Annotated in this window: 17 protein-coding genes and 2 pseudogenes; 9 read left to right on the top strand and 10 right to left on the bottom strand. The window is 68.4% G+C overall.

Features of this window, described 5'->3' with window-relative positions; translation table 11 throughout:
• Positions 1 to 28: 28 nt before the first annotated feature.
• Positions 29 to 1594, top strand: a complete 1566-nt coding sequence (locus tag AWC17_RS30200) for a PPE family protein (RefSeq protein WP_047322913.1) — start codon at positions 29 to 31, stop codon at positions 1592 to 1594.
• On the opposite strand, the gene AWC17_RS30195 is transcribed toward AWC17_RS30200, so the two are convergent.
• The 4 genes from AWC17_RS30195 to AWC17_RS30180 are packed head-to-tail and all read right to left on the bottom strand — an operon-like array spanning position 1579 to position 6318.
• Complete coding sequence (locus tag AWC17_RS30195; RefSeq protein ID WP_046187219.1) at positions 1579 to 3084, bottom strand: precorrin-2 C(20)-methyltransferase; 1506 nt, start codon at positions 3082 to 3084, stop codon at positions 1579 to 1581. The two genes, AWC17_RS30200 and AWC17_RS30195, sit on opposite strands and share 16 nt — an antisense overlap.
• Entirely contained in the window at positions 3081 to 3707 is a 627-nt protein-coding gene (locus tag AWC17_RS30190) for a precorrin-8X methylmutase (RefSeq protein WP_047322914.1), read from the bottom strand. The genes AWC17_RS30195 and AWC17_RS30190 overlap by 4 nt, the downstream gene beginning before the upstream one ends.
• 45 nt (positions 3708 to 3752) lie before the next feature.
• Positions 3753 to 4847 carry a precorrin-3B synthase gene (gene cobG / locus AWC17_RS30185; RefSeq protein WP_047322934.1) on the bottom strand — a complete coding sequence of 365 codons (1095 nt, stop codon included), beginning with the start codon at positions 4845 to 4847 and terminating at the stop codon, positions 3753 to 3755.
• A gap of 58 nt (positions 4848 to 4905) precedes the next feature.
• On the bottom strand, positions 4906 to 6318 hold the full coding sequence (locus AWC17_RS30180) for an EspA/EspE family type VII secretion system effector (RefSeq protein WP_085165665.1): 1413 nt from the start codon (positions 6316 to 6318) through the stop codon (positions 4906 to 4908).
• 173 nt (positions 6319 to 6491) lie between these two features.
• Here AWC17_RS30180 and AWC17_RS30175 point away from each other — a divergent pair.
• A pseudogene (locus AWC17_RS30175) lies at positions 6492 to 7159 on the top strand (alpha/beta hydrolase).
• A 3-nt stretch (positions 7160 to 7162) separates the two neighbouring features.
• Complete coding sequence (gene cobN / locus AWC17_RS30170) at positions 7163 to 10735, top strand: cobaltochelatase subunit CobN (protein ID WP_085165663.1); 3573 nt, start codon at positions 7163 to 7165, stop codon at positions 10733 to 10735.
• A gap of 4 nt (positions 10736 to 10739) precedes the next feature.
• Here cobN and AWC17_RS30165 read toward each other — a convergent pair whose 3' ends face one another.
• Genes AWC17_RS30165 through AWC17_RS30150 form a run of 4 tightly spaced genes read right to left on the bottom strand, consistent with a single transcriptional unit; the run spans position 10740 to position 14581 of the window.
• Positions 10740 to 11543: an SDR family NAD(P)-dependent oxidoreductase gene (locus AWC17_RS30165; protein WP_046183790.1), complete on the bottom strand. Its 804-nt coding sequence runs from the start codon at positions 11541 to 11543 to the stop codon at positions 10740 to 10742.
• 14 nt (positions 11544 to 11557) lie between these two features.
• Positions 11558 to 12229, bottom strand: coding sequence for a TetR/AcrR family transcriptional regulator (locus AWC17_RS30160; protein ID WP_052742766.1), 672 nt, complete (start codon positions 12227 to 12229; stop codon positions 11558 to 11560).
• Positions 12216 to 13361, bottom strand: a complete 1146-nt coding sequence (locus AWC17_RS30155; RefSeq protein WP_046183789.1) for a sulfotransferase family protein — start codon at positions 13359 to 13361, stop codon at positions 12216 to 12218. Before AWC17_RS30155 ends, AWC17_RS30160 begins: the two co-directional genes overlap by 14 nt.
• On the bottom strand, positions 13358 to 14581 hold the full coding sequence (locus tag AWC17_RS30150; protein WP_197083401.1) for a DUF1214 domain-containing protein: 1224 nt from the start codon (positions 14579 to 14581) through the stop codon (positions 13358 to 13360). The genes AWC17_RS30155 and AWC17_RS30150 overlap by 4 nt, the downstream gene beginning before the upstream one ends.
• A gap of 125 nt (positions 14582 to 14706) precedes the next feature.
• Here AWC17_RS30150 and AWC17_RS30145 point away from each other — a divergent pair, with 125 nt between their 5' ends.
• Both AWC17_RS30145 and AWC17_RS30140 read left to right on the top strand, forming a co-directional pair.
• Positions 14707 to 15093 (top strand): PPOX class F420-dependent oxidoreductase, encoded by a 387-nt coding sequence (locus AWC17_RS30145; RefSeq protein ID WP_046183788.1) that lies wholly within the window; start codon positions 14707 to 14709, stop codon positions 15091 to 15093.
• A gap of 6 nt (positions 15094 to 15099) precedes the next feature.
• Positions 15100 to 15954 carry a type 1 glutamine amidotransferase domain-containing protein gene (locus AWC17_RS30140; protein WP_046183787.1) on the top strand — a complete coding sequence of 285 codons (855 nt, stop codon included), beginning with the start codon at positions 15100 to 15102 and terminating at the stop codon, positions 15952 to 15954.
• Positions 15955 to 15959: 5 nt separating this feature from the next.
• On the opposite strand, the gene AWC17_RS30135 is transcribed toward AWC17_RS30140, so the two are convergent.
• Positions 15960 to 16667, bottom strand: a complete 708-nt coding sequence (locus AWC17_RS30135; protein WP_046183786.1) for a dienelactone hydrolase family protein — start codon at positions 16665 to 16667, stop codon at positions 15960 to 15962.
• 73 nt (positions 16668 to 16740) lie between these two features.
• On the opposite strand from AWC17_RS30135, the gene AWC17_RS30130 reads away from it, so the two are divergent.
• The 3 genes and pseudogenes from AWC17_RS30130 to lnt all read left to right on the top strand — a co-directional run bounded on the left by AWC17_RS30130 (position 16741) and on the right by lnt (position 21774).
• The gene (locus AWC17_RS30130; protein WP_046183785.1) at positions 16741 to 17274 is read left to right on the top strand and encodes an FxsA family protein; all 534 of its coding nucleotides are present in this window, start codon (positions 16741 to 16743) and stop codon (positions 17272 to 17274) included.
• Positions 17275 to 17379: 105 nt separating this feature from the next.
• A complete protein-coding gene (locus AWC17_RS30125) occupies positions 17380 to 18912 on the top strand; it encodes an amidohydrolase (protein WP_244193549.1) in 1533 nt (510 codons plus the stop codon).
• A 268-nt stretch (positions 18913 to 19180) separates the two neighbouring features.
• Positions 19181 to 21774: pseudogene (gene lnt, locus AWC17_RS30120) on the top strand (apolipoprotein N-acyltransferase).
• Between the two features lie 10 nt (positions 21775 to 21784).
• Here the strand turns inward: lnt and rbpA are convergent.
• Positions 21785 to 22120 carry an RNA polymerase-binding protein RbpA gene (gene rbpA / locus AWC17_RS30110; RefSeq protein ID WP_046183782.1) on the bottom strand — a complete coding sequence of 112 codons (336 nt, stop codon included), beginning with the start codon at positions 22118 to 22120 and terminating at the stop codon, positions 21785 to 21787.
• Positions 22121 to 22290: 170 nt separating this feature from the next.
• On the opposite strand from rbpA, the gene AWC17_RS33180 reads away from it, so the two are divergent.
• Complete coding sequence (locus AWC17_RS33180; RefSeq protein ID WP_082123002.1) at positions 22291 to 22650, top strand: hypothetical protein; 360 nt, start codon at positions 22291 to 22293, stop codon at positions 22648 to 22650.
• Positions 22651 to 22807: the final 157 nt, after the last annotated feature.

Here is a 22807-nt window from a genome sequence, read left to right as displayed (position 1 = left end):
TCGTGTTCGTGCCCGAAGGCCCCCGACGATGACCGCCCCGATCTGGATCGCCTCCCCGCCTGAAGTGCACTCGACCTTGCTCAGCAGCGGCCCCGGACCCGGGCCGCTGCTCGCCGCTGCCGCGACATGGTCATCGATGAGCAGCCAATACGCCGAGGCCGCAGACGAACTCACCGGCCTGCTGGGTGACGTGCAAGGCGGTGCATGGGAGGGACCCAGCGCCGAACAGTACGTCGCGGCCCACGCCCCGTATCTGACCTGGCTGCTGGAGAGCTCCGCCAAGAGCACGGCCATCGCCGCGCTGCACGAGACGGTGGCCGGCGCTTACACCGCGGCGCTGGCCGCCATGCCGACGATGCCGGAACTCGCCGCCAATCATGCGACCCACGCGGCGCTGGTGGCGACGAACTTCTTCGGCATCAACACCATTCCCATCGCCGTCAACGAAGCCGACTACGCGCGCATGTGGGTGCAAGCCGCCACGACCATGACCACCTACCAGGTGGTGGCCGAATCTGCCCTCGCCGCGGTCCCGACGACCACGCCCGCACCCTCGATCGTCGCCCCGGCCGCGGAGGCGAGCATCGCGGCGGTGCAAGCCGCCGACACCCAGCAGCAAGCAACACAGACCTATCCGTCGTGGCAGGACCAGCTCACGGCCTGGCTGCAGCAGTACACGCGAAACTTCGCCTGGCCGGTGTCCAAAGATCTCAATCCCGGTGGCTGGCCGTTCCCTCCGGTGCCCTTCGTCAACGGCCTCGCCTCGTTCTTCGGCCAATTGGGGTTCTCGCCGGCCCTCTCCAGCGCCCTCGGCTGGGCCATCTTTCACACCCTGATGATCTTCTGGCCCTTCATGCAGGCCGCGATCCAGATGGCCGTGGTGCTCGCACCGATGGTCGTTGCCGCACTGGGCGCCGCGGCGGCAGGGGGTGCGGCGGCGGCGGTCACCGCGGTCAGCGTCGCGGCCCCGCTCTCGATCGCCGCGCCGATGGCATCCGCGCCGGCTCCGACTATCAGCACGGCCCCGGCAAGCGTCAGCAATGTCCCGACGATGTCCAGCGCCCCTGCATCGACCGTGGCCACACCCGCTGGCGGCGGACCGGTCGGCGGCGGGCCGGGCGCCGGCTTCAGCCCTACGGCCACGGACGGCATCGGCGCTGCGATGTCCGACGCCTTGTACGCCGTGGGCCTGTCGGGTTTGGCGGCGCGCGGCAGCGCCAGCAGCCGGTCGCGCCGCAAGTCGGGGGAGCCGGCGCCCGACGACGTCGACGCGCCCGCCGCGGCCACCGCGGCGGCAGCGGCCAAGAAGAAGGCTCGGGCCCGACGGCGCCGCGCCGGGACCGCGCCGGACCGCGCGTACCGCTACGAATTCATGGATTTGGACCAGGATTTGGGCTTTGACGCCGAAGATCCGGACGACGTGCGCGGCTCCGACCAGGGCGGGGGACCGCACGGATTCGCCGGGGCAGCAGCGAGATCCGGTATCGCCCGGCCGGCCGGGTTGGCGACGCTGACCCCCGACGGGTTGAGTGACGGCCCCACCCTGCCGATGATGCCCAGCAGCTGGGGCAACGACGATCAGCCGACCGGGTAACGCCGAGGCGTGAACACCCGGTCGCCGGAATCGCCTGAGTACCACTGGGTTTGCGAGGAACCGACGATCAGCAGGCAACGCATGTCCACCTCCGCAGGGTCGAGATCGGCCAGCCGCACCACGCGGACGTCCTCGTCGGGCCCGGATGCCGACCCAGAAACACTGCGGCCGATTACCACCGGCGTGCCGGGTTCGCGGTGTTCCAGCAACAGGTCACGCATCGCGCCGACCTGCCACGTTCGCGACTTGGACGCCGGGTTGTAGATGGCCAGCACGAGATCGGCGGCGGCCGCGGCGGCCAGCCGCTCGGCGATGATTTCCCACGGCTTGAGCCGGTCGGACAGTGAGATCACCGCGTAGTCGTGGCCGAGCGGAGCGCCGACCCGACTGGCGACGGCCTGGGCGGCGGTCATCGCCGGAATGACGCGGATCTGCACTCCCGGCCACTCTTTGGCCTCTTCCAGTACGGCGGTGGCCATCGCGAAGACCCCGGGATCGCCCGACGACACCACCGCTACGGCCCGGCCTTCCTCGGCCAACGTGCAGGCCAGCCGGGCGCGCGCGGGTTCGTCGGTGTTGTCGCTGGGGTGCCGCCGTTGGCCGTCGCGCACGGGCACGCGGTCCAGGTAGCCGCCGTAGCCGATCAGGTCGGTGGCGGTGGCCAACTCGCGCCGGCTCTGCGGCGTCATCCAGTCGCCGTCGCCGGGTCCCAGACCCACCACCGCGACGGTCCCGGCCGTGGGCGACTGCCGTCCACGGCGCCCGCCGGGCAGCATGGCCAGCGAGAAGTACGGCACGCCGGCCTCGTCGACGTCGGCGGCGGGCAAGATGCGCTGTCCGGCGGTGCTGGCCCGCTCGACGTAATACGCGTCGTCAAGCTGTCCGGATGCCGAAAGCGCTTCGCGCACAGCGTGATACGAACGACCTAGTTTCAGCACCACCGCGGCGTCGGCGTCGGCGAGGCGGCGGGTCAGCTCGGTGACCGGCAGGGTGCCCGGCAGCACCGAGAGCACCTCGTCACCGGCCACCAACGGCGTCGCGATGGCCGCCGAGGCGGCGCTCACCGACGTCACACCCGGCACGATCACAGCATCGAACCGCTGGGTCAGCCGGGTGTGCAAATGCATGTACGAGCTGTAGAAGAGCGGGTCACCCTCGGCCAGCAGCGCCACGTTGCGGCCCGCGTCCAGGTGGGCGGCGATGCGTTCGGTGGCTTCGGCGTAGAAGTCCTCGAGCGCCCCGGCGTACCCGCCGGGATGGTCGGTCACCTCGGTGGTCACCGGGTAGATCAGGTGCTCCTCGATCTGGCCGGGCCGCAGGTACGGTTCGGCGATGCCGCGCGCGATGCTGCGCCCGTGCCGGGCGCTGTGGTAGGCCACCACGTCGGCCTCGCCGATCACCCGGGCCGCCTTGACGGTCACCAGTTCCGGGTCGCCCGGCCCCAGCCCGACGCCCCATAGCGTGCCTCTCTGGTTGGCGCCGCCGGTCATTCGCGGTCGCTCGCGATCGCGTTGACGGCGGCCGCGGCCATGGCGCTGCCACCGCGGCGGCCCCGCACCACCAGATACGACATCCCGCGTGGACGGTCGACGAGCTCCTGCTTGGACTGCGCCGACCCGACGAAGCCGACCGGGCCGCCCAGCACGCCCGCCGGCGGGGAAACGCCTTCGTCGATCAGCTCGAGCAGCCGGAAGAGTGCGGTCGGTGCGTTGCCGATCGCCAGCACCGCGCCGGGCAGCCGGTCGGCCCATAGCTCGACCCCGGCCGCCGATCGAGTGGTGCGCCGTCGCGCGGCCAACTCCGCGGCCCGCGGATCGGCCACCAGCGACACCACCTCGTTGGCGGCCGGCAGCCGCGCGCCGGTGATTCCGGCCGCCACCATCGAGGAATCGCACAGCACCGGCGCGCCGCTGCGCAGGGCGGCGCCGACGCGGTCGACGACATCGTCGGTGAACGCGACGTGTTCGGCGACGTCGACCTGCCCGCAGGTGTGGATCAACCGGACCACCACCCGCGCTATATCGTCCGGAAACCGGGTCAGGTCGGCTTCGGCGCGGATGGCCGCGAACGACTGGCGATAGATCTCCGCCGCGTCGCGGATGTAGTCGAGCACCCGCCCACTTTAAGGCTCGTCAGGGTGGCGACCCGCTGCCCCCGGCTACAGCCGCCGGTATCCGTCTGCGGTGGCGACCAGCACCTCACCGGCAAGCGGGCTGCCGCAGGCGCGGTCGCAGCCGACGAAGTGGCGATGAATCGTCGAGTCGGCGTCCAGCGCGTGGGCGGCGTCGGCCCGGACGTCGGCGGCTGAGTGCGCGCACCCGGGGCTGCCGGTGCACGCACTGACGGTCAGCCAGGGGGAGTTGTCGTCGAAGACCAAGCCCAATGGCGCCAGCACCCGCAGTGCGACGTCGGCGACGGCCTCGTCGAGATCACACACCAGCACCGATCGCCACGGCGTGATCACCAGGGGGGCCTCGATCGCCGCCAGGTATTCCGCGACGCGCGCGGGCAGCACCCCCAGCGGCACCGCGGCGCCGAGCGCCACCCGGCCGTCATCCTGGTTGATCCAACCCACCGGCGGCCTGGTGACCGCGGCGAAGGGCGCGGCACCGAGTTCCACGCCAGGCAGCAAGCTTTCAATCTCGCTCAATTCCTTGATACGCCAAGCGGTTCCGCGCGTGGTTGCGAAACGTGTCGCGATGATGACCAGCGTCTCGACCACCTCGCCGGGGCTCAGTCGGACCCCGGTGTCGCGTCCGGCCAGCAGCAGTGCGCAGCCGTCGGGGAACGCGTGCACGCCGACGTCGGCGCATAAGCCCGATACGTCGGCGCGCCCGTCGTCAAAGCCGAACCAGAACCGGCCGCCCAGGTCGACGAGACTCGGCTCGGCGCAGATCGCCGCGTCCAGTTCGGCAACCCACGGCCGCACGTCGGCGTTGCCGCCGGCCCGGCCGGACAGCGGCGACGCGACGACGTTGCGGACCCGCTCGTGCGTTTCCGACGGCAACAGCCCGGCGTTGGCGATCGCCTCGGACACTGCCGTCACATCGGTGATCCCGCGCACCTGCACGTTGCCGCGCGCGGTCAGCTCCAGCGTCGACGAGCCGTATTCGCTCGCCACCCGCGACAGCGCCGCCAGCTGGGCGGCGGTCAGCGCGCCGCCCGGCAGCCGGATCCGCGCGAGGGCGCCGTCGGCCGCGCGGTGCACCTGCAGCGCACCGGGGCAGGCGTCGGTGTCGCGCGTCCTGGCCACCCCGTCCACGGTACGGCCAGGGTGCCCGCGGAACGTCAGTCGAGGTGCTGAACCGAAGTTACTTGCCGAGCTCTCTTTGGAGGGTCTGCTCGGTCTCACCGCCGACCTCGATAGGTGCACGGTCGGCGGCATCCGAGCCCGCGCCCGCCCCCTGGGCTTGGACGGCCTCCGCCGCCGGGTCTTGATCAGCCATCGGGTCAGGCTGGCGTCCTCGTCCGATCAAAGAGTTAAGCGGGTCGGCGCGACGAGAAGATTGCGCGGAGTTATTCCCTGCTTGATTCGACATTTGCATCAACGTGCCGAGCGTTGGCATCGCGGCGTTCTGCTTGTCGTCGCGTTGAGCGTCCTGGGGGCTCTCCGGTGCCTCGGTCGTGCCTGTCTGCCTGCGTTCGGACTGTTTCTCAGCCATCTTTCGCTGCGCTGATTGCTGGCGGCTGGGTGCGGCGATCGTCGCGGACGGAGCATTGGAAAGCCTTTGGAATTCGGAGACTCGCGACTCAGGTGCCGCCGAAACTTCGCTGTGAGTCGTCGATTCGATCCCAAATTGCGCCGCGGCCGCACCCAAGCGATCGATCTCGGAGGTCACATCGTCTGCCTTTTTGCCATTTTCTACCGACAAGCCGGTCAGGGCGCCGAGCATGCCGAGCGCGGCGGCCATTGCAAGCGACGAAGCCAGGATTGCCCAACCCATTGCCCAGGCCGGTCCGCCCGGGACGGCAACCAGGGCTATTCGCAGAGCGGCTTCAATGGCGATGGCCACGGTAAGTAGGTTGAGCAAAATCCCGAAACCGAGGCGAATGTGGGTCACCCATTCCGCTTGATTCTCGACTAGATCGGCCAGTTGACCGTCCAGGTCGGCAAGCGTCTGCGCGATGTCCCGCAATGCCACCACCTGGGCTGCGTAGGCCCCTGAAGCTTCGCCCTGCCAGTCCTCGTTCGGAAGGGCCGCCTCGAGGTACTCCTGCAGCGCGCTCCACTGCTCCGCGCTGACCTTCAGATCGTCCCCCTCGTTCGGGGGCCCGAATCCGGTCAACAGTTCCAAATACCCGACAACGCTGGCAGTCCACGGGAGAATGTTGACGCTTGCGCCCGTGTTGCTTTTGACTAATTCAATGTCGCCGACTTTTCGGCCGTATCTGGCGACTTTTGCCTTATCGGCAGGTTCGTATATGACCTTGCTGTGGAACCGCGATCTCCACTCGGGAGGATCGACAGTACCCTTTTTTGTGATGAAGTCGCGGTCCCATTCCGCGAGAGAACCGCCCCCTTTGGCTATCCCCGTGATGATTTGCCGCGAGTTCAGGCTGCTTCCCAGGCCGCCGGTCATGCCGGTCACGCTGGCCGCTAGGTATTCACCGCCGCCTGCCGAACCGGAAGTGGGAGGCGTGAGGTTCGCATCCAGGCCGATGAATTGTGATCCGAAGTTGGCCAGGTTGGTAAGCATTCGGGCAGCATCGGCCAGAATCGACATGGGGGCGTCCTTGGATATCTTGCCGTTGTTCGGCTTTGGTCAACGCTAACATCGGCTGCGGTATGCGATGAGCACCAAATTTTTCGCGAGTCAGCGCGCCGCTATGGCCTATCGCCGGCATCGCCGCGTTATTCGCGGATTGAACACCTCTCGCGCTGGGCACCCCCGTTCGCATGCAGACAGTGGAGTACGCCCCGGGACGTCTGGCCGATGTCTGCGGCGATCCGATGCAACCTACCGTCCTGCTATGGCACGGCATGCAGACGGATGCGCGCGCGGCCTTCGGTCCCCTCGCGGACGTGCTCGCCGGCCACGGCGCGGCGGTGGTGGCGCCGGACTGGAACTCCCACACCGAGGACGGCGGCCGCGGGGATCTGTTGGGGTCGCTCGACTTCACCAGGGAGCGCGCCGATGATCCCGACGGCATCGTTCTCGTCGGGTGGTCGATGGGAGGTTGCGCCGCGGCGAGTCTGACGCTGAGCGCCGAACTGCAGTTGGCGCATACCGTCTGCCTGGCGGGCGCGTTCATGGTTCCCGACCCGCTCACCGGTCAGGTCCCGGCCGACGCATTGGCGGCCGACCGCGTCGGAACGCCCTTCACGCTGCTGCACGGCCTGGCCGACGACGTCGTGCCCGTGTCGGCCAGCAGGGACTTCGCCGCCGCGCTCCGACGGGTCGGCTGGCCGGTCGAGTTGGTCGAGCTGGCCGCCGACCACGGGTCCATCGCCGGCGCCGACTCGACGCCGCCGCGGATCGCTATGAGCCGGGCAAGAGCGCGGAGGCTTTGCGGGTGGCTGGAGAGGTCGCCGCCCGGATCGCAGCGACGCTGGGGTACGAATGACGGGTGGCTGAGCCGACCATCCTGCTGCTGTCGACGTCCGACACGGACTTGATCAGCGCCCGCTCCAGCGGGAAAAACTATCGGTGGGCCAACCCGTCACGCCTGGATGAAAGCGAGCTGCCGGACCTGCTGGCCGGCGCCTCGATCGCGGTCGTCCGGATTCTCGGCGGTTACCGCGCCTGGCAGAGCGGCATCGACATGGTGGTTGCCAGCGGTGTGCCGACGGTGTTGGTCAGCGGCGAGCAGGCCGCCGACGCCGAATTGACCGGCCTGTCCACGGTGGCCGCCGGCATCGCGGTGCAAGCGCACATCTACCTGGCGCACGGCGGCGTGGATAACCTGCGCCAGCTGCACGCCTTCCTGTCCGACACCGTGCTGATGACCGGGTTCGGGTTCAGTCCGCCGGTGGTCACGCCGACCTGGGGCGAACTGGAGCGGTCCACCAGCGGCGCGGACGGCCCCACGATCGCCGTCCTGTACTACCGCGCGCAGCAACTGGCCGGCAACACCGGCTATATCGCGGCGCTGTGCCGAGCCATTGAGGACGCCGGCGGACGGCCGCTGCCGGTGTACTGTGCGTCGCTGCGCACCGCCGAACCCGAACTGCTGCAACGGCTGGGCGACGCCGACGCCATGGTGGTCACTGTCCTGGCCGCCGGGGGACTGAAGCCGGCCACGGTTTCCGCCGGCGGCGATGACGACAGCTGGAACGTCGAACACCTGGCGGCCCTGGGCATTCCGATCCTGCAGGGATTGTGCCTGACCGGCTCTCGGGCTCAGTGGAGCGAAAACGACGACGGGCTCAGCCCACTCGACGTCGCCAGCCAGGTGGCGGTGCCCGAGTTCGACGGCCGCATCATTACGGTCCCGTTCTCCTTCAAGGAGATCGACGACGACGGGCTGATCTCGTACGTCGCGGACCCGGAACGATGCGCGCGAGTCGCGGGCCTGGCGGTCCGGCACGCGCAGCTGCGCCACGTCGCGCCGGCCGAAAAGCGAGTAGCCGTGGTGTTTTCGGCCTATCCGACCAAGCACGCGCGGATCGGCAACGCGGTGGGCCTGGACACCCCGGCCAGCGCGGTCGCGCTGCTGCGGGCGATGCGCGAGCGCGGGTACCAGGTGGGCGAGCTGCCCGGGGTCGATGCCAATGACGGTGACGCATTGATCCACGCCCTGATCGAGCGCGGCGGCCAGGACCCTGACTGGCTCACCGAAGGGCAATTGGCTGGCAACCCAATCCGGTTGTCCGCCAAGGACTATCGTGACTGGTTCGCCACCCTGCCTGCCGAACTGACCGACGTGGTGACACAGCATTGGGGCCCACCGCCCGGCGACCTCTTCGTGGATCGCACCAGAGATCCCGACGGTGAAATCGTCATCGCCGCAATGCAAGCGGGCAACCTGGTGCTGATGGTGCAGCCGCCCCGCGGTTTCGGTGAGAACCCGGTGGCGATCTACCACGACCCGGACCTGCCGCCCAGCCACCACTACCTGGCCGCCTACCACTGGATCGATGCGGGCTTCAAAGCCGACGCCGTGGTGCACCTGGGCAAGCACGGCAACCTGGAATGGCTGCCGGGCAAGACGCTGGGCATGTCGGCGGCCTGCGGATCCGACGCCGCGCTGGGCAATCTGCCCCTGATCTACCCCTTCCTGGTCAACGACCCCGGCGAGGGCACCCAGGCCAAGCGGCGAGCGCATGCGGTGCTCGTCGACCACCTCATTCCGCCGATGGCGCGCGCCGAAACCTACGGCGACATCGCCCGGCTGGAGCAGCTGCTCGACGAGCACGCCAACGTCGCCGCGCTGGATCCCGGCAAGCTGCCCGCCATCCGCCAACAGATCTGGACGATGATCCGGGCCGCCAAGATGGACCACGATCTCGGGCTGACCGAGCGGCCCCCGGAGGACTCGTTCGACGACATGCTGTTGCACGTCGACGGCTGGCTCTGCGAGATCAAGGACGTGCAAATCCGCGACGGCCTGCACATACTCGGTCAAAAGCCGTCGGGGGAAGTGGAACTCGACCTCGTGCTGGCGATCCTGCGGGCCCGTCAACTGTTCGGTGGCGAGCACGCCATCCCCGGCTTGCGGCAGGCGCTGGGCCTGGCCGAGGACGGCACCGACGAACGGGCGTCGGTCGACCAGGCCGAAGCCGCGGCGCGCGCACTCGTCGCCGCGCTGCAAGCCAGCGGGTGGGATCCCCAAGTTGCCGAAAGCATTACCGACAATCCCGAGGTGGCTGCGGTGCTACGGTTCGCGGCCACCGAGGTGGTGCCCCGGCTCGCCGGCACCGCCGCCGAAATCGACCAGGTGCTCAACGCGTTGGACGGCCGGTTCATCCCGGCCGGCCCGTCGGGATCCCCGCTGCGCGGCCTGGTCAACGTGCTGCCCACCGGCCGCAACTTCTACTCCGTCGATCCCAAGGCAGTGCCGTCCCGGTTGGCCTGGGAAGCCGGTGTGGCCCTGGCCGATTCGCTGCTGACCCGCTACCGCAACGACCACGGGCAGTGGCCGCAGTCTGTTGGACTTTCGGTGTGGGGCACCTCGGCGATGCGCACCGCCGGCGACGACATCGCCGAAGTGCTTGCGCTGCTGGGTGTTCGGCCGGTCTGGGACGACGCGTCGCGGCGCGTCGTCGACCTCACGCCGATTCCGCTGACGGAGCTGGGCCGCCCGCGCATCGACGTGACCGTGCGGATCTCAGGGTTCTTCCGGGACGCCTTCCCGCACGTGGTGACCATGCTCGACGACGCTGTGCGGCTGGTCGCGGGCCTCGACGAGCCCGCTGACGACAACTACGTGCGCGCGCACGCCCAGGCCGACCTCGCTCAGCACGGCGATCAAAGACGCTCCACCACAAGAATTTTCGGTTCCAAGCCGGGCACATATGGTGCCGGACTGCTGCAGCTGATCGACAGCCGCAACTGGCGCGACGACGCGGACCTGGCACAGGTGTACACCGCGTGGGGCGGATTCGCCTATGGCCGCGACCTGGACGGCCGCGAGGCGGTTGACGACATGAACCGCCAGTACCGGCGCATCGCGGTGGCCGCCAAGAACACCGACACCCGCGAACATGACATCGCCGACTCCGACGACTACTTCCAGTACCACGGCGGCATGGTGGCCACCGTCCGGGCGTTGACCGGGCAGGCGCCCGCCGCCTATATCGGCGACAACACCAGACCCGACGCGATCCGCACCCGCACGCTGTCCGAGGAGACCACCCGAGTGTTCCGCGCCCGCGTCGTCAATCCGCGCTGGATGGCGGCGATGCGCCGGCACGGTTACAAAGGTGCGTTCGAGATGGCGGCGACCGTGGACTACCTGTTCGGCTACGACGCGACCGCCGGGGTGATGGCCGACTGGATGTACGAGCAGCTCACCGAGAGCTACGTGCTGGATCCCGAGAACCGAAAGTTCATGGCCGAATCCAACCCCTGGGCGCTGCACGGCATGGCCGAACGACTGCTGGAGGCCGCCGGTCGCGGCATGTGGGAACAGCCGCAGGCGGAGACCCTCGACGGGCTGCGCCAGGCGCTGCTGGAAACCGAGGGTGACCTAGAGGGCTGAGGCGTCAGATGAAGTCCGATCCGCCGTCGACGTTGACGGTGGCCCCGGTGACATAACCATTTCGACGCGACACCAGGTAGGCGGTAATGGAAGCGACCTCTTCGGGAAGCCCGGCGCGGCCGAGGTCGCAGGGCTGGTGAAAGTTGTTGTCTATCCAGGTCATGACGTCGACCGGATCGGTTGCGTCGAGGCCATCGGCGGCCAGGATGTCCTTGAGTGCCTCGGTGAAGCTGGCCGTCACGATGGTTCCAGGGCACACACAGTTGACCAGAATGCCGTCCTTGGCAAGGCTTTTCGATAGGTTCTTGGTGACGCTGGCCAGCGCCGCCTTCGATGCGGTGTAGGCGACGATGCGCGGGTTCTGCCGTTGAATCGAGTGTGCGGACAGCGTCACGATGCGGGCCCAATCCGCGGAGCGCAACATCGGCAACGAGGCGCGGATCGATCGCACCGCCGACATCGTGCCGAGGGTGAACGCCTCTTCCCATTGTGCGTCGTCCATCTGCTCGAAATATCCGTCGCCGGGTCCGATCGTGTGAACGAGGCAGTTGAGTCGCCCCCACCGCTGCGAGACTGCGGCGAAGCCATCGGAGATGGACTCGGCATCGGCCATATCCACGCTGATGCCCATGGTGTCCGGAGCGCCGGCCTCGCGCAGCGATGTCACGGCGGCATCGAGTGCTTCGGGACTTCTGGCCATGACGGCCACGCTGGCTCCCTCGGCAGCGAGGGTTTCGGCGATGGCCAGTCCCATACCCTTACTGCCGCCGGTGACCACGGCAGTCGATCCCGCGAAACCGAGATCCATCGTCGACTCCTTCGCTACGAGTTGGTGAAGCAGATCCGTTCGATCGCTTCCGGTGCCACGCCCAGCCCGCCCAAGCAGAAACGCATAATGCGCCGGCGGAGGTCGTCGCGGTCACAATCGCTCGCCGTCCATTGCCGGTCAATGCCGGCCCAGACCACGCCATGGATGAATCGGGCGTCGGTCACCGGATCGATGTGGTGGAACACCCCGTTGTCCAGACCGCGCTCAAGTGCGTGGCTGAGGGGTTCGAGGATTTCCGCGTATGCGGGCTGAACGAGAACGGGGGAGGCGAACATCTGTGATTGAGCCTCCTGCGACAGCCGCCGCAAGTCGGCTCCGATGCTGTCGTCGAACGCCAAGTCGAGCCGCCCGTCAATCCACGCCGCCACCGCCTCGATCTCCGTGGTGGCACGGCCCATTCGGCGTCGAAGCCGCCGCTTCTCGACGCGGGCGGTCTCCAAAAAGACCGCGGCGATCAGTTCGTCTTTGGAGGCGAAGTGCCGATAGAAAGCGCGCGTGCTCAGCCCCGCTCGTTCCAGCACAGCGGCGACACCGAAGCCGCGAACTCCGTACTCTCGCAGAGTGATCGACGCGGCGTTGAGGATTTCGCGGCGTACCGCCGGATCCGGACCCAGCTTGTCGCGTCGCCGTGTACGAGGAGCAGTCACGTCGTCAGCCGGTTGCATCATAGGTGGCGAGGTAGTCGGCAAACCGCTCGCGCACACCTTCGGGTGACAAGCCAAAGTCGGCCAGGTCGTACTCGTGCGCACCGCGGGAGCCGGGTCGGTGCTCCTGCGCCCACCGGTTGACCGAAAGCAGGGTGGCGTCGGAAAAGGTCAACCCGAGGGACTCGTAGCTGGCTTGCAGCGTTCTTACCGGATCAGTCTGCAAATCCGCGAACGAGACGTCGGCGAATCGGTCGTCACCCACCCGGCTCCGGAAATCCATTGCCCGCCGCACAGCTTCAACCCAGCTGTCGAGCTGCTCGGCGCCGAGTTCGTCGGCGTCGTTGCGGTCGCTGCTCCAGCTGCGCACATACTGGATGAGGCTGCACACCGAGCCCATCACGTTAGCCGGATCACGGTGGCTCCAAAGGAATTTCGCGTGCGGGTAGGCGTCGACGAGCGCATCGAGAGCGAACATGTGCACGGGAGTCTTGAGGTGCCACAGAACGGGTGGGCAGTGCCATTGCAGCAACTTGAGCACTCGCCGGTGGTACACGTAGGTCTCACGCATGTCGCACTGCATGACCCACTCCAAATACCCTGGCGCGCGTACGGCGCCATCGAAGTGGAAGGTCCGGAAACTCATGCCCATCAAGTCCTGGCATTCGGTCGCGGCCGTCGGCTCGGAGTTGTACAGCGTTTTCATCAACGGAAACATGTCGTTGAGCATCTTCAGTCCGGCCTCGGCCTGCGCGATCCGCGGATCGGTATGTTGAGTAGCGGCTTCCGGCGGCGGGGTGGGGGCCTGGGATTCCCACATCCGTAGCGACCGGAACTGCGGATCGGCGGCCACCAGTTGGCTCAGCGCCGTGGTCCCGGTGCGCGGTAGCCCGATCACAAAGACGGGACCGCTGATCTCCTCCCGATCGATTTCGGGATGCCGGGTGTAGGTGTCCTCGATCTTGAGGCGTTGAATCAGGGCATTGCTGATGGTGGCGTGCTGGATGACGCGACCCATGTCGTTGAGATCGGCCTCGGTGTTCAGCGCATCAACGATGCGTTCCAGCCCCTCGCGATAGTATGGCGAGCCGAAATCATCGAAACCTGTCGCGGTGCAAGCGCCTTCTTCCAACTCGTCGGGATCGAACGTCACCGCCCAAACCTTTCTTGTACGGCGCGACGGCGTGCCGCCAGGATGGCCGTCCGCTCCTGGGGAGTGACCGTGGGGGTGTCCACGGGCAACGCCGCGCGGACGTCGGAGAACGCCACCACTCGTGTCGACGGCGTCGGTGCGGTTTCGGTCCGGACGCAGCGCAGGATGATGGGGCCGTTGGTGTGGCCGGCGGTGTCGAGCCAATTCGCAACACCGGGATCGCGCTCACACAGCACCACGCGCACCACACCATCGGCGTCCACGGCGGCCTGATGGGCATTCAGGCTGGACTGGTGGCGCCCGTAGTGGATCGTCTCCCACCACGGATTGCCGATGGAAAAGCTCCAGTAAAGACCCTGGGGCGGCTCCACTTCCACGATGAGCGCCTCGTCCGAGCGCAGCTCCCACCGACCGATTACCGGCCTGTTCTCCGCCGCCGCGCCCATATCGGTGCGGTCGATCGGCGGCAGGAATCCGTTGGGCGGTGCCGCAGCACCGAATTGCAGGAAGAACGCCAGATTGTCGCCGACGAAGTCACCGAGAGCGACGATCTGCCGCGAGACCACCGTGTCCGGTTCGACCGAAGGGCCTTTCGTTTCCACTGCCTCGCCGACTCGCTCGATGCGCAGCGACGAGGCGACCTCGGTGTCCCAGTCGTAGAAGAAGTGCCGCACCGTCAACGTGGGGCTGTCACCCTCGATCCGCATCCAATTGCCCGGTCGTTCGTCGGCTGACAGCATGACCTCGAAGTTTCCGTCGGCGTCCATCTCGAGTTCGTCGACCAGTTCGTTCGCGGTTGCGACAATGCCGTTCATCGTCTGCAGCCCGACGTATCGTGCGGTGCCGCGATTGCCGAACAACCGGTAACTCTCCCCGCCGCGCAGCACGGCACGGGTGTAAAGGCAGTCCGGGCACTCCATGCCCCAGGTCACCATGTCGTCGGTGCTGGTACGTCGCACGCTCAGAACCGGGTCCGGATCGAACCGCAGCACCTCGTCGATACCTGCGGTAAGCAACACCAACAGATGCCGGATGCCGGCGGCAAGGTCGATTCGATTTCGACCCGCCGGGTCGGATTCGACGGCCTGTGCGGCTTCGCGGAGTCGGGTCAACAGGTGTGACCATGCCTGCAATAGGTCGGCATTGGCGGGTTTCCCCGACAACGCCGCCTCAGCGATCGAAAACGGCAGCCACGCCAGCGGTGCTTTTGGATCGCTCACGGTTCCCCGCTTCGTCGGTGCCACCGGTCTTAAATGAAAATCATATTTTCGCTTAAGGTGTCCTGACTATCGCAGCTGAGCGCTCACGATGTCAATGTCGGGTCGGTGCGGCGTAGGTTGTTACCGTGACGCCCACCTTTGCCGATCTCGCCAAGGCGCAATACATCCTGTTGACCACCTTCACCAAGGACGGCAAGCCCAAGCCGACGCCGATCTGGGCGGCGGCCGACACGGAACGGCTACTGGTCATCACCCAGGAAAAGTCGTGGAAGGTCAAGCGGATCCGCAATAATGCGCGGGTCACGCTGGCCACCTGCACCATGCAGGGCAGCCCGACCAGCGAGACCGTCGAAGGCACCGCCGCCATCCTCGACAAGTCGCAAACCGCCGCGGTCTACGACGCGATCCGAAAGCGCTACGGCATCGTGGGCAAGGTGTTCAACTTCTTCAGCAAGCTGCGCGGCGGCATGGAGAACAATGTTGGTCTCGAGCTCAGGGTGGCGCAGGCCTAGGGCCGCATGGGCACAGTCCTCGTCCCGATCCCGGACCGCGACTTCGACCCGACCGAGGTCGCCGTCAGCTGGCGCGTCCTGACCAGCAACGGTCATCGGGTGGTGTTCGCCACCGAGAGTGGATCGCCCGGTGCGGCAGACGGCATCATGGTGAGCGGCCGCGGCTTGGACGTGTGGTCCGCCCTGCCGGTGCTGGGCGCCATCCCGATGATCGGGCTGATGCTGCGCGCCAACAAGGACGGGCGCAGCGCCTACCGGGACATGTTGGCATCAAACGAGTTTCAGCACCCAATTACGTGGGCCCAAGCCGGCCTGGACGGCATCGACGCACTGCTTTTGCCCGGCGGACATCGCGCCCGGGGAATGCGCGGCTACATCGACAGCGGCATCCTGCACCGGCTCGTCGTGGACGCATTCGCCCGCGGGGTAATCGTCGCCGCCATCTGTCATGGTGTGCTGCTCGCCGCGCGCAGCGTCGACCCCGCGACGGGTCACTCGGTGCTCTACGGGCACAAGACCACGGCGTTGACGTGGGCGATGGAGGGCCTGGCGTGGCGATTGACGCGGGTCACCCGGTTCTGGGATCGAAACTACTACCGGACCTACACCGAGCGGCCCGGCCAGCCAGGCGGCTACATGTCGGTGCAGTCGGAAGTGACTCGCGCACTGAAGGATCCGACGGATTTCCGCGACGTCGTGCGCGGTTCGCCGGGCTGGCGGCGCAAGACCTCCGGCATGGCGCGCGACACCGCGACCGACTCGCGGCCGGCGTTCGTCGTCGACGACGGCAGCTACGTGTCGGCGCGATGGCCGGGTGACACCCACACGTTCGCGACGGTCTTGTCGCGAAAGTTGTTATGACGCAACTACGTTGTCGCGCCCGCCGCCAAATGTTCGCCGAAGAACGCGAAAACGCGGCTCCACGCGTCCTCGGTGGCGGCCCGGTCGTAGCCGAAACCGGTAATCCGAAGCAGGGGCTGGGCGGGCAGTTCGTTGGCGAAGCTGTGCCCGACCCCGGGATAGACCTTCACGTCGGCGGTGATGTTCTTACTTGCGATGGTCTCGCGCAGTTTCTCGGGCGCGCCCCGTCCCAGTGGGTCACGGCCGCCGAAGCTGGCCACAATGGGGCACGCCCCCTCGAGCGTCTTGTCGAGGTTGCGGGGCAGGGGAGCGCCGTAGAACGGCGCGGAGGCACCGAAACCCTTGGGCGACATGACCAGTGCGAACTGGCCGCCCATGCAGAAGCCCGCGATGCCGACCTGGCCGGAACATTCGGGCATGGCTTTCAAGTGATCGCGGGCGGCCAGGATGTCATCGAGGGCGCGGCCGCGTTGCGTCTGCAGCTCCTTCATCACCCGGGTGATGCAGCGGATGCGGCCACCCCGCGCGTACATGTTGGGGGTGATGGCCACGTAGCCGGCCTGGGCGATGCGCTTGTTCGTCGACTCCTTGTCCCTGCCGTATCCGAACGCGTCGTGAATCACGACCACCCCGGGCCACGGGCCCTGGCCCGGGGGAAGGTCCAGCAGCGCGTCGATCGGTCCGTCGGGGGTGTCGATCTCAATCGTTGTCATAGCGTCATCTAACTGCAGCCTCGGCGCGCGCCACCAGGGGAACTTCCGCGGGGTGCACGGACGTTGGCGAGGCATGCTGTCACGGCTGTTTTTGGTCTACGCCGTCGTCGAGCTGGCGGCGATCATCGCCCTGGTTTCGACGATCGGGTGGGGTTGGACGCTGCTGGCGTTGGTGGGCACCTTCCTGGTCGGCTGGGGCCTCTTGGTGCCGGTGATGGGCTCTCATCTCGTCCGCCAGGTCGGCCAGCTCCGGTCCGGTCTTGCCGAACCGCGCACCGCGGTGCGAGACGGGACGTTGGTCACGCTGGCCGGCGCCCTGGTGCTGGTGCCCGGACTGGTCACCACGGCGTTGGGGCTTTTGCTGCTGGTGCGGCCCGTCAGGTCGGCCGTCGGCCCCGGTTTGGCCGCGATCGCGATGCGCGGTCTGCGGCGGCGGATGCCGTTGCTCACCGACACGACGTTGTTCGGCGTGGGCGTGCGTGATGGCGGCGCTGCGGGTGACGACTACATCGACGGCGAGGTCGTGGACGTTCGGGACTTCAGGCCGCCCGCCCTACCGAACGAGCCGGTGCGTGGCGGATTTCCGGGGCGGCCCGGCTGGGACTGAACACCCGCCCGCCATCACACGTAGTTTTGCCCTGTGAGCGACACGTCCACCACGTTGCTGGTCAACGGCCGGGTGCACAGCCCGACCCATCCGGACGCCACGGCCATGGCGGTGCGGGGCGACGTCGTCGCGTGGCTGGGCAGCGATGACGTCGGCCGCAGCCTTTTTCCCGGCGCTGACGTCGAGGATTTGGACGGTGCTTTCGTGGCGCCGGGATTCGTGGACAGCCACATCCATCTGACCGCGACCGGTCTCACCCTCAGCGGGCTCGACCTGCGTGCGGCGCGCTCGCGGGCGCAGTGCATCCAGCTGGTCACCGACTATGCGGCCGCCCACCCGGGCCGGCCCGTGTGGGGGCACGGCTGGGACGAGTCGTCGTGGCCCGAGAACGGCCCGCCGAGCACCGCCGACCTCGATGCCGTCCTCGGTGACCGGCCCGCCTATTTGTCCAGGGTCGACGTCCACTCCGCGCTCGCCTCGACGGGGTTGCGCCGGCTGGTCGCGGACCTACCGGCGGCGGTCGGCTTCGCCCCTGACCGGCCGCTCACCGGCAACGCTCACCACCTGGTCCGCGCCGTCGCCCGTGACCTGTTGACGCCCGAGCAGCTCGGCGACGCCCGCACGGCCGCCCTGCGGGCCGCCGCGGCGGCCGGCATTGTCGCGGTCCACGAATGCGCCGGGCCCGAGATCGGCGGGCTGGACGACTGGCTGCAGCTGCGGGCCCTCGATCACGGCGTCGAAGTGACCGGCTACTGGGGCGAGGCGGTGAGCACGCCCGCACGGGCGCGCGCGCTCATCGAGGAGACCGGAGCCCGCGGGCTGGCCGGCGATCTCTTCGTCGACGGCGCGCTGGGTTCGCGCACCGCTTGGCTGCACGAGCCGTACGCCGACGCCGCGGACCGGTTCGGCACCTGCTACCTCGACCCCGACGCCATCGAGGCGCATGTGCGGGCGTGCACCGAGGCGGAGGTGACCGCAGGCTTCCATGTCATCGGTGACGCCGCCGTCTCGGCGGTGGTCACCGCCTTCGAACGGGTCGTCGCGCAGCTCGGGGCGGTGGCCGTCGCCCGGTGCGGGCACCGCCTCGAGCACGTCGAAATGGTGACCGCGGAGCAGGCCGCCCAACTGGGTCGGTGGGGCGTCATCGCGAGCGTGCAGCCCAACTTCGATGCGTTGTGGGGCGGCACCGACGGCATGTACGCGCGGCGCCTTGGCGCCGAACGAGGCAGCCGGCTGAACCCGCTTGCGCTGTTAGCATCCCAAGGCGTGCCCCTCGCGCTAGGTTCCGACGCACCGGTAACGGGCCTCGACCCGTGGGGGAGCGTGCGCGCGGCGGTCAACCATCACACCCCCGGCAGCGCGGTCTCCGCGCGCGCCGCGTTCGCCGCCGCAACGCGCGGCGGCTGGAGGGCCGCCGGCGTCCACGACGGCAAGACGGGAACCCTGGTGCCCGGCGCGCCGGCCTCCTACGCGGTCTGGGAGTCCGGGGCCCTGGACGTCCACGCCCCTCGCGACGCCGTTCAGCGCTGGTCGACCGACCCACGCGCCCGGGTGCCGGCCCTACCGCGCCTGGGCCCGAACGACGCCCTGCCGCGTTGCCGACGGACGGTGCATCGGGGCGCTGTCATCCATGGCTAGGGAATGGTTCGGCCGAAAGGACCGTCCCGGCCACACCGACGAGCCCGACCCGGACGCCGGCCAACCGGCGCACCCGGACAGCGACCCGATAAGCGACGAAGCCGAATCGGAGCGCGACGACGAGCCCGCCGGCGTCGACCTGAAGCCCGAACCCGACCCGCAACCCGCCGCCCCGCCACTGACGGATCGCCTGGGGGCCGTGGGACGCCGGGTGGTCGCGGGACTTGGCGCGGCGGCGCTCGCGCGGCTGCCCGCGGTCCGGGCCGCCATGCTGCCACGGCTGACCCGGTTGGTGTGCGCCGTGGCAGGGGGTGTACTGCTCTTCACCAGCTTCCCGTCGCTGAACTGGTGGTGGGGCGCGGTCGTCGCGGCCGCCCTGCTGGCCTGGGTGCTCAAGCATCCGGCGACGACGCCGGCGGGCGGTTTAGGCTACGGGTTCCTCTTCGGGCTGGCCTTCTATCTGCCGCTGCTGCCCTGGATCAGCATGCTCGTTGGCGCCGTGCCCTGGACGGTGTTGGCGATGACGTGTGCGGTGTTTCCGGCCCTCTTCGGCCTGTGCGCCGTGCTCGTGCGCCAGCTGCCGGGCTGGCCCGTGTGGTTCGCGCTGGTGTGGACGGCCCAGGAGTGGCTGAAATCGATCGTCCCGTTCGGCGGCTTCCCGTGGGGGTCGGTCGCATTCGGCCAGGCGCAGGGCCCCTTCCTGCCGTTGGCCAAGCTCGGGGGCGCCCCGCTGCTCTCCATGGCGATCGTGCTGGTTGGGTTCAGCGCGACCGCCATCGAGCTGGAGATCGTGAAGTGGTGGCGCACCGGTAGTCGCGTCCATCGCGGGGTCGGCGACGACGAACCGGCGACCGCCGATACGGCGCCGCCCGCAGTGGTGCTGCCGGGCGTCTGCATATGTCTGGTGTTGTTCGCGTCCGTCATCGTCTGGCCGCAGGTTCGCCACGCCGGCACGGGATCGGGCGGCGAGCCCTCGGTCACCGTCGCGGTGGTGCAAGGCAACGTGCCGCGGCTGGGCCTCGACTTCAACGCGCAGCGTCGGGCGGTGCTCGACAACCACGTCCGCGAGACGCTGCGGCTGGCGGAGGACGTGCGCGCGGGACAGGCGCCGCAACCTCAATTCGTCATCTGGCCGGAGGACTCCTCGGACATCGACCCGCTGGCCAATGTCGACGCCGCGCTGGAGATATCGCAGGCCGCGACCGCGATCGGCGCGCCGATCCTGATCGGCACCGTGTCGGAACTGCCCGGCAGCCCGCCGGAGAACCCCCAGTACACCAACACCATGATCGTGTGGAATCCGTCCACCGGGCCGGCCGACCGGCACGACAAGGAGATCGTGCAGCCTTTCGGCGAATACCTGCCGATGCCGTGGCTGTTCAAGCGTCTTTCCGGGTACGCCAACCGCGCCGGGAACATGGTGCCCCGCCCGGGCCGGGATGTCGTGCACATCGCCGGGGTGCCGGTCGGGCTCGCCACCTGCTGGGAAGTGATCTTCGACCGCGTCCCGCGAAAAGCGGTGCTCAACGGTGCCCAGCTGCTGGCCGTGCCGAGCAACAACGCCACGTTCAACAAGACGATGAGCGAGCAGCAGCTGGGATTCGCCAAGGTGCGGGCCGTCGAGCACGATCGATACGTGGTGGTCGCCGGCACCACCGGGATCAGCGCGGTGATTGCGCCGGACGGCGCCGAGTTGGTGCGCACGGACTTCTTCCAGCCCGATTACCTGGACATCCAGGTGCGCCTGAAGACCAAACTGACGCCGGCGACCCGCTGGGGCCCGATGCTGCAATGGCTGCTGGTCGCGACGGCCGGAGCGGCCATCCTGGCCGGGATACGGCACAATAGATGGTTCCCGCGTCCGATTCGTCGGAGGTCCGAGGCCCCGGTCGAATCCCCAAACGCCGGTACGCCCACGGGCGAAACCCCGCCCGACGAGGCTGACTCGGACAGTCCGCCCGACGAGGGCGGGAACCAGACGCCGCCGGACGACGGCGGTGACTACACTCCGCTCCACGAGGGCGGCCGACGACCGTCGCGTAATTTCGGGCGACACAGAGGAGCTACATGACCACCGGCCAGCAGGCGCCCCGGGACCCGGGAAGTCGTCCCAGCGAGCGCGTCCTGGTGATCATCCCCACCTACAACGAGCGGGAGAACCTGCCGGTGATCCACCGGCGGCTGAAGGACGCCTGCCCCCACGTGCACCTGCTCATCGTCGACGACAGCAGCCCCGACGGCACCGGCGAACTCGCCGAGGAGCTGGCGGCCTCCGATGCCGGTCGCACCCACGTGATGCACCGCACCGCCAAGGACGGCCTGGGCGCGGCGTACCTGGCGGGCTTCGCCTGGGGCCTGAGCCGCGATTACTCGGTGCTGGTGGAAATGGATGCCGACGGCAGCCACGCGCCCGAACAGCTGCACCGGCTGCTGGACGCCGTCGACGCCGGAGCCGACCTGGCCATCGGGTCCCGCTACGTCGAGGGCGGGACGGTGCGGAATTGGCCCTGGCGGCGCTGGGCGCTGTCGTGGACGGCCAACACCTATGCACGGCTCGCGCTGGGGATTGGTGTCCATGACATCACCGCCGGCTACCGCGCCTACCGCCGCGAAGTCCTCGAGGCGATCGGTCTCGAGGCGGTGGACTCCAAGGGCTACTGCTTCCAGATCGACCTGACCTGGCGCACGGTGTGCAACGGGTTCGTCGTCGTCGAGGTGCCGATCACCTTCACCGAGCGTGAACTCGGCGTCTCGAAGATGAGTGGCTCGAACATCCGCGAGGCGCTGGTCAAGGTCACGCGGTGGGGCGTCGAGGGCCGCAAGAACCGCGCCGGCACCCAGCGCGCCGACAACCGCACCTAAGCGGTCGGGGTCAGCCGCGGCGGCGTGACCGGATGATGTCGAGCCGCTCCTTGAGCAGCTCTTCGAGTTCTTCGACGCTGCGCCGCTCCAGCAACATGTCCCAGTGCGTGCGCGGCGGCTTCACCTTCTTCGGCTCGGGCAGGTCGCCCTCGATCAGGGTGCCTTCCATGCCGTTGCGGCACAGCCAGGTGCCGGGAATCTCAGCGTCGTCGGCGAAAGGAACCTCGAACTCCTCGCCGTTCTCGGTGCGGTACCGCGCAATCTGACGCGGCGCGAGGTCGTGGTTGCGGTCGGTCTCGTAGCTCACGGCTCCGAGGCGACTGCCCCTAAGGACGCGATCAGCCATGTTGCTACTCCTCTAGGTCCTGTGAACTGTCGGGCTGCTGTGGTGCAATTCTGTCCGCTTGGCAAACGTTGCGGCGCTCTGCGTAGTTCCCGGGTTTGGCGGCCGGCGTACGCGACGCGACCTTCAATGATACCGGGATCGCCGCGCAATCCCGACTAAAGTCGGCAGGCGTGAGCCGTCGCACCCACCCACAGCCTTGCCGCTGGTGCGGTCGAGACGTGTCCGACGCCGGGATGGGACGTCGCCGCCAGTACTGCCGGCAGTCGTGCCGGCAGCGGGCGTACGAACAACGCGCGTCGATGACCCGGGGCGGCGCCGGGACCTCACTGGAGTTGCCTCCCGACGCGGTGGTCCTGTCGGCCGACGACGCGGTCGACCTGTCCGACCGGGTCTACCAGGTGCGGTGCGCGGCGGAGGATGTCGCCACCGCGCTCGACGAAGGAGCCCAGGCAACCGAACTGCGCGAATTGTGCGACGTGCTGATCCGGGCCGCCCGGGCGGCCGATGGCTGGCGCCGGGCGGGTGTCTGACCCGTCCTGACCACTATCGATGCATAGCCGGGTACAGTCGCGCCATGGAAGGCGCGTCAGTTGTATCACTGCGTACCTGGGTCTTGAGAGGCCCCGATACCCGCGGGCGCAACGGCGCGTTCCGGATCCCCTTGGACAGGGCGTGCCTCACGCCGAA

The sequence above is a fragment of the Mycobacterium nebraskense genome (assembly GCF_002102255.1).
In the GTDB taxonomy this organism is placed as follows: Bacteria; Actinomycetota; Actinomycetes; order Mycobacteriales; family Mycobacteriaceae; genus Mycobacterium; species Mycobacterium nebraskense.
The sequence above is the reverse complement of the archived record's forward strand: the minus strand, read 5'-3'. Positions and strand labels throughout refer to the sequence as shown.

Bases quoted from the DNA above. Each gene is read 5' to 3' on its own strand.
- AWC17_RS30200 (WP_047322913.1), top strand. From the start codon at position 29: ATGACCGCCCCGATCTGGATCGCCTCCCCGCCTGAAGTGCACTCGACC.
- AWC17_RS30195 (WP_046187219.1), bottom strand. From the start codon at position 3,084: ATGACCGGCGGCGCCAACCAGAGAGGCACGCTATGGGGCGTCGGGCTG.
- AWC17_RS30180 (WP_085165665.1), bottom strand. From the start codon at position 6,318: ATGTCGATTCTGGCCGATGCTGCCCGAATGCTTACCAACCTGGCCAAC.
- AWC17_RS30165 (WP_046183790.1), bottom strand. From the start codon at position 11,543: ATGGATCTCGGTTTCGCGGGATCGACTGCCGTGGTCACCGGCGGCAGT.
- AWC17_RS30160 (WP_052742766.1), bottom strand. From the start codon at position 12,229: ATGCAACCGGCTGACGACGTGACTGCTCCTCGTACACGGCGACGCGAC.
- AWC17_RS30140 (WP_046183787.1), top strand. From the start codon at position 15,100: ATGGGCACAGTCCTCGTCCCGATCCCGGACCGCGACTTCGACCCGACC.
- AWC17_RS30135 (WP_046183786.1), bottom strand. From the start codon at position 16,667: ATGACAACGATTGAGATCGACACCCCCGACGGACCGATCGACGCGCTG.
- AWC17_RS30130 (WP_046183785.1), top strand. From the start codon at position 16,741: ATGCTGTCACGGCTGTTTTTGGTCTACGCCGTCGTCGAGCTGGCGGCG.
- AWC17_RS30125 (WP_244193549.1), top strand. From the start codon at position 17,380: ATGGCGGTGCGGGGCGACGTCGTCGCGTGGCTGGGCAGCGATGACGTC.
- rbpA (WP_046183782.1), bottom strand. From the start codon at position 22,120: ATGGCTGATCGCGTCCTTAGGGGCAGTCGCCTCGGAGCCGTGAGCTAC.